Below are 6215 nucleotides of genomic sequence, written 5' to 3'. Positions count from 1 at the left end.
CACCATTTTAAGGCAAAAACTATAGCGTTATTTTTGGGAAATTACTATTATAAACTTCTTCAACACCAAAAAATAAAAAAATCTCTTCCGAAAAACTGAAAGAGATACTTTTTTAATCTTCAAAAAACTTTAAGATTTCTTCATAATTTGGTTCATGACCAACTACTTTAACATAATCAACATATAACACTTTATTATTTTCATCTAAAACAAAAACAGCTCTAGTTAGCAGCTCACTTCCTTCTAATAAAACGCCTGCTTTTTTACCAAAATCTTTGTATTTAAACTCACTTAGAGTTTGGATTTTTTTATTATTTCTAATTGCACATCAGCGACTTAAAGCAAAAGGTAGATCTTGCGAAATTACAATCACTGGATAATTTTTGTTGCTGAAATAATTCATAAATTTTGTTGTTTCAGTTTCACAAACACCAGTATCAATTGAAGGAATAGATAAAATTAGTTTTTTTGTTTTAGGTAAACTACTTAATAAAAAGTCATTAAAATCTAAATCAACTGCCTTAAAGTCTGGAAAAATATCGCCAACTTTAATTTCATTTCCTATTAGATTAACATCATTGCCACCAAATTTTACTTTCATAAAAATAAACCTCCTTGTAGATTTGATTAAAGATAATTTAATTATAAACTATTGTATTTTTTCATTGATTTTCAACATATTTGATTTGATTTAATTAAAAATCAAATAAATATTTTTCATTATTGATTAAAAAATGAGCTATTAACTCATATCTTTTTTTGTTAATATCTCATTTTTATTTTGATTCATCTTCAATTATGTAATCTGTAAAGATTGATAAGTCTTCCATTTTAAAAATATGTAAAGATACTAAAGACTTTTTAAATCATTCAATTGTTTTTAGATGATGCAGTGCTTTTGTAATTTGCAAAAGATTATTTATGGAACGTGAAAAGTAAAAACTGTTTGATAATCAATGAAAACCATAGTGTCTTAAAATATCACGAATATCTTCATAAGCTTGTTTGTAATTTTCGGAATTTATTCCTTCATGAGCTTTTGAGTATTCTCTAATTAAGTTTTCTTTTTTTAAATAAAACACTAGTCCGTACATATTTTTCCTTTATTACATTTAAATTATATCACAACAATTTTTTTCAGCTTTTTAGGCTTTTTTTGCAATCTTTTTTATTAATTTACAAGCTTCTTAGCCTCAGCTAGATTGACTCCAAAAAAGCTTGTTACACCTCTTTTTTGCATTGTAGCGCCATATAGTTTATCCACTCTTTCCATTGTTCCTTGACGGTGCGTAATAACTATAAATTGTGTATTTTCTTTTAAACTTTGAAGAAATTCAGCAAATCTAATAACGTTAGCTTCGTCAAGTGCTGCTTCAACTTCATCAAGAATACATAAAGGAAGTGGCTTAGCTTTTAGAATTGAAAATAGTAGTGAAATAGCAATTAAAGCTTTTTCACCTCCTGAAAATAACTTAATGTTTTTAATTGATTTTCCAGGAGGTTGCGCCATAACATCAATACCACTATCCAATAAATTATTTGGATCAGTGTATCTTATTTCAGCAGTTCCACCGCCAAACATTTTTGAAAAAACATGTTTGAATTCAATGTTGGCTAAATTAACTGTTTCAGTAATCTTTTCAATGATAATTTTATCCATTTCCATGATTACTTCTTCAATGATTTTTTTAGCTTCAACAATGTCATATTCTTGTTTTTTAAGTTCATCATAACGACCTTCAATTTCTTGGAGTTGGTCAATAGATGAAAGATTGACATAACCTAATTCTTTAATATCATTTTTTAGGTCATTAACAATTCTTCTTGCAGCTTCAAAATCAATTTCAGGATTATATAATTCCTTAGCACTTTCAAAAAGCATATTATATTGCTCTGAAAGACGTTGTGTAATGGTATTAAGCATTACTTCAGCATGGCTTCTTTCAGCAATCTTGTTGGCATTGTTTGTAATCAGTGCATTTAGTTCATTATTTGCAATATTCTTTTTAATATTGGCATCGCTAAGTTCTTTTTTTGTTGCCTGTAGCAATTCGTTTTGGGAATTCTTATTTGCAATTAAATTACTTTTTTCAAGAATTAATTTTTGAATTTCAGCAGCAATGTCAATTGTGCTTAATTCATCAAGTTTTTCATCAGCAATATTTTCATATTGCACTCTTAATTCATCAAATTTTGCTTGTGTAGTTTTCAGTTGATATTCTTGTTTAACAATATCCAAACTAATATTTGAAAATAAATTGCCAAGATTTTTTTCATCTTGTTCTAGATTAATAAGTTCTTCATTTTTTTTAGAAATAAATTTAAGTAAACTAGGTTTTTGGACTTCTAGGTTTTTAATTTGTTCATCAATTCCTAATAAATGTGAATCTTCTTCTTTTTGTCCCCCACTTAGAATACCGCCAACTCTAATAACATCTCCATCAAGAGTAACTACCATATAACGGTGTTCAAGTAATTTTGAGATTCTATTTGCAGCTTCAATGTTAGAAGCAATTAGAATATGACCTAATAAAAATCTTTTTAATGTGTCATATTCTTTATCCACTTCTACTAAATCAGCAGCACAACCAAGAAAACCTTTTTGGGTTTGGGCTGCTATATAGTAGTGTTCTAAAACTTTTTTAGGACTAATTGAAGAAAGTGGGATAAAAGTAGCTCTTCCACCGTTGTTTTCTTTTAGAAATTCAATGGCTTTAACAGCTGTTTCAGGAGTATCTACTACAATATTTTGTAGTGCATTTGCAAGCGTTGTTTCAATCGCAATTTTATATTCATTTGGAACATTTAGAATATCTAAAACCAAGGACTTATATCCTTTAAATAAATGTGCATTTTGCACAATATTTTTTGTTCCTTTATGAAGATTATTTTTAGAATTTTTTAGATTGATTAGATAATCTAGTTTCGAATTAATTTTTTGAAGCCTATCTTTTTGGAGATCTAATTCGTTTTTAATTTCTTGTTTTTTTGCAACTGTGTTAATGATTTTTTCATTTGTTTCATCATTTTTTTTCTTTTGATCTTTGATGAATTCCTTAATTAATTCAATCTTTGTGTACAAGGAACTCAATTCTTCTTTTAGAGCTGCTTTTTTTTGTTTATTATCAATAATAATTTGGTTATTAATAAGCATTTCACGATGCTTTTCTTCTTTAGCTGCTCTTATTTCTAGATTAGTAATTTCTGATGTTATATCATCAATTTGTTGTCCTAAACTTGTAATATCTTTTTCTAAATTAGCAATCAAAGCACTTTTTTTAGCATAGATATCTGAATAAGTTTTAATTTGTAACTCTAGGTCTTCTTTTTGCTGTTTGTATATAGCTGAATCTGCACTTAAGTCTTCTAATCTTCCTGAATAATCTAAATAATCATGAATCAATAATGAAACTTCAATATTTTTTAACTCATTGGTTTTTTGTCTATATACTTGGGCTTTTTGAGCTTGTTTTTGAAGGGGTTTAATTTGTCTTTCTAACTCTTGAATAACAATACCAATTTTGTTAAGTGATTCTTCAGTTCTTTCTAGTTTCCGCATTGCTTCTTGTTTTTTTGCTCGATACATAGAAGTTCCTGAGGCTTCTTCAAAAAATTCTCTTCTTCTTTCCGAAGAGGCTTCAGCAATATCTGAAATTGTTCCTTGACTAATAATTGCAAGTGAGGATTTAGAAATCCCACTTTGCATAGCAATGTCTTTTATATCTCTTTGACGCGCAATTTCTCCATTGATATAATATTCATTTGAACCTTGCCCTCGGTTTAGTACACGGGAAATTGTAAAAATATCAAAAGGAATATCAACAGCACGATCGTGGTTATCAAAAGTTAAAATTACTTCAGCTCTATCCATTTCTTTTTCAGTTTTTGAACCTGCAAAAATAACATCTTCCATGCTATCTCCACGCAATGCTTTAGAAGAACTTTCTCCAAGAACTCATCTGATAGCATCATTAATGTTTGATTTACCTGAGCCATTTGGACCAATGATAGCAACAACACCACCATTGAATTTCAGCGTAATTTTATCTGCAAAAGACTTGAACCCATGAGCTTCTACTTGTATTAATTTCATTATCTTTAGTCTCCAATTGTCTTTATAACTAATTCATCATCAGTTTTTTATCTTATACAACTAATTTATAATTATAGATAGTAAGAAAAAAATGTTTAAATATATTCTAATATTAAAACTTATAGTTTTAAACAAAAACTAATAATTAGTTTTTTTATCTATTTTATACTTTTAATATTAATATTAAAAGCTATGCAAATATTAAATTAAGAACTTTTAATATTTGGTAAAATTTATTTATTTAAATAGACGGAGTATTCAATGTCAAATAATAAAAAATGGAAGAATAAAAAAATAAATATCAATAACTATAAAAGTTTTGAAATTCAAAGAAGTAAGAAAGAGCTTTCTCATTCATGAAAAGTTGCTTTAATTTCTTTATTTCTTATTGCAATTCCATCTTTTACAATTTTTATTTTAATTGGTAAAGATGGCTGAGCTTTTCCTGCAACAAAAAACTGAGGAAGATGAGATTTATTGCTGCCTGTTGCATTGTTAGTTGCAATTATACAAAGTGCAATTGTTTGCTTACTTATTTTTAGATTTAAGGTTATTAAAAAAAGCACTTTAACTTTCTTAATTCCATTTGCAATTGCAATGTCTTCTTTTATGGTTTCATCTGGAACTGATAATTGAATTTATCGAGTTTTACCAGCAGTTGGCCTTGGGTTATTAGCACTTCCAATTTTATTAATCATTAAAAGCATTGAAAAAAAACAAGAAACTAAAAGAAGAATTGAAGAAGAAAAACTAGAAAAAGAACAAAAATCATTACTAGACTAATAAAGTTTAGTTTTTTTATTTTTACTAGTCAAATTTATTTAAAATATTTTATTTTCTTTAATGTAAGGAGAAAAATATGTACAAAAAGATATCACTAAATGACAAAGAATTAGCTGACATAATTGAAAATGAAAACAAAAGACAAACTGAACACATTGAGCTAATCGCTTCTGAAAATTATGTTTCTGAAGATGTTCTTGCAGCAGTTGGTTCATGTTTAACAAACAAATATGGCGAAGGATATCCTAACAAAAGATATTATGGTGGATGTGAATTCATTGACCAAGTTGAACTTTTAGCCCAAGAAAGAGCAAAGAAATTATTTAATGTAAACTTCGCAAATGTTCAACCATATTCTGGTTCTGTAGCAAATGCAGCAGTCTATATGGCACTTCTAAAGCCAGGTGAAAAAGTTTTAGGCTTATCTCTTGATTCTGGAGGGCATTTAACCCATGGATATCGTATTTCATTCAGTGGTATTTTTTATGAATCATATAGCTATAGTGTTAATGAAAATGGAATCATTGATTATGATGAAGTTTTAAGAATTGCCAAAGAAGTTAAGCCAAAAATGATTATTTGTGGTTATTCAGCTTACTCCCAAATTGTTGAATTTGATAAGTTTAAGAAGATTGCTGATGAAGTTGGCGCTTATTTATTTGCTGATATCTCCCATATTTCTGGTTTAGTTATTGCAGGTCTTCATCCATCTCCTGTCGGACTTGCTGACGTTATTATGACAACTACTCATAAAACTCTAAGAGGAACAAGAGGCGCAATCATTTTAACTAACAATGAAGAAATTGCAAAAAAAATCGATCGTGCTGTTTTCCCAGGATACCAAGGGGGAGCTTTATTCCACCAAATTGCAGGTAAGGCTGTTTCATTTTATGAAGCATTACAACCTGAATTTATTGATTACCAAAAACAACTTCTAAAAAACTCAAAAGTCTTCTGCCAAACTTTTATTAACAAAGGGATAAAAGTTATTTCAGGTTTAACACAAAATCACTTATTTATGATTGATGTTAAAGAATCGTATGGACTAACTGGAAAAGCTGCTGCAAATATTTTGCAAGAATGCAACATAACAGTCAATAAAAACTCAATTCCAAATGATACAGAAAGTCCATTTGTTTCAAGTGGAATTAGACTTGGTAGTGCAGCTATGACATCAAGAGGTTTTGGTGAAGATGAATTTATTATTCTAGCTAACCTAATTGATAAACTTCTTAGAGAATATGAAAATGAAGAACTAAAGAAAGTCATTAAAAAAGAAGTTGCTAAACTAACTTCAATGTTTCCAATTAAAAGAAGCTATGTCAAAAAATAATTGAGG

Annotated in this window: 5 protein-coding genes; 2 read left to right on the top strand and 3 right to left on the bottom strand. The window is 28.2% G+C overall.

Annotation, left to right across the window (positions count from 1 at the left end; translation table 4 throughout):
* Positions 1 to 112 precede the first annotated feature (112 nt).
* The 3 genes from tpx to MAU_RS00525 all read right to left on the bottom strand — a co-directional run bounded on the left by tpx (position 113) and on the right by MAU_RS00525 (position 4093).
* Entirely contained in the window at positions 113 to 601 is a 489-nt protein-coding gene (gene tpx / locus MAU_RS00535; protein ID WP_004423246.1) for a thiol peroxidase, read from the bottom strand.
* Between the two features lie 175 nt (positions 602 to 776).
* Positions 777 to 1094, bottom strand: a complete 318-nt coding sequence (locus MAU_RS00530; protein ID WP_004423245.1) for a hypothetical protein — start codon at positions 1092 to 1094, stop codon at positions 777 to 779.
* 77 nt (positions 1095 to 1171) lie between these two features.
* Entirely contained in the window at positions 1172 to 4093 is a 2922-nt protein-coding gene (locus MAU_RS00525; RefSeq protein WP_004423244.1) for an AAA family ATPase, read from the bottom strand.
* A gap of 261 nt (positions 4094 to 4354) precedes the next feature.
* On the opposite strand from MAU_RS00525, the gene MAU_RS00520 reads away from it, so the two are divergent.
* The gene (locus MAU_RS00520) at positions 4355 to 4876 is read left to right on the top strand and encodes a hypothetical protein (protein ID WP_004423243.1); all 522 of its coding nucleotides are present in this window, start codon (positions 4355 to 4357) and stop codon (positions 4874 to 4876) included.
* Positions 4877 to 4952: 76 nt separating this feature from the next.
* Entirely contained in the window at positions 4953 to 6209 is a 1257-nt protein-coding gene (gene glyA / locus MAU_RS00515; RefSeq protein ID WP_004423242.1) for a serine hydroxymethyltransferase, read from the top strand.
* Positions 6210 to 6215 lie beyond the last annotated feature (6 nt).

The sequence above is a fragment of the Metamycoplasma auris 15026 genome (genome assembly GCF_000367765.1).
Lineage (GTDB): Bacteria > Bacillota_I > Bacilli_A > Mycoplasmatales > Metamycoplasmataceae > Metamycoplasma > Metamycoplasma auris_A.
This window is presented reverse-complemented; position numbering and strand designations above follow the sequence as displayed.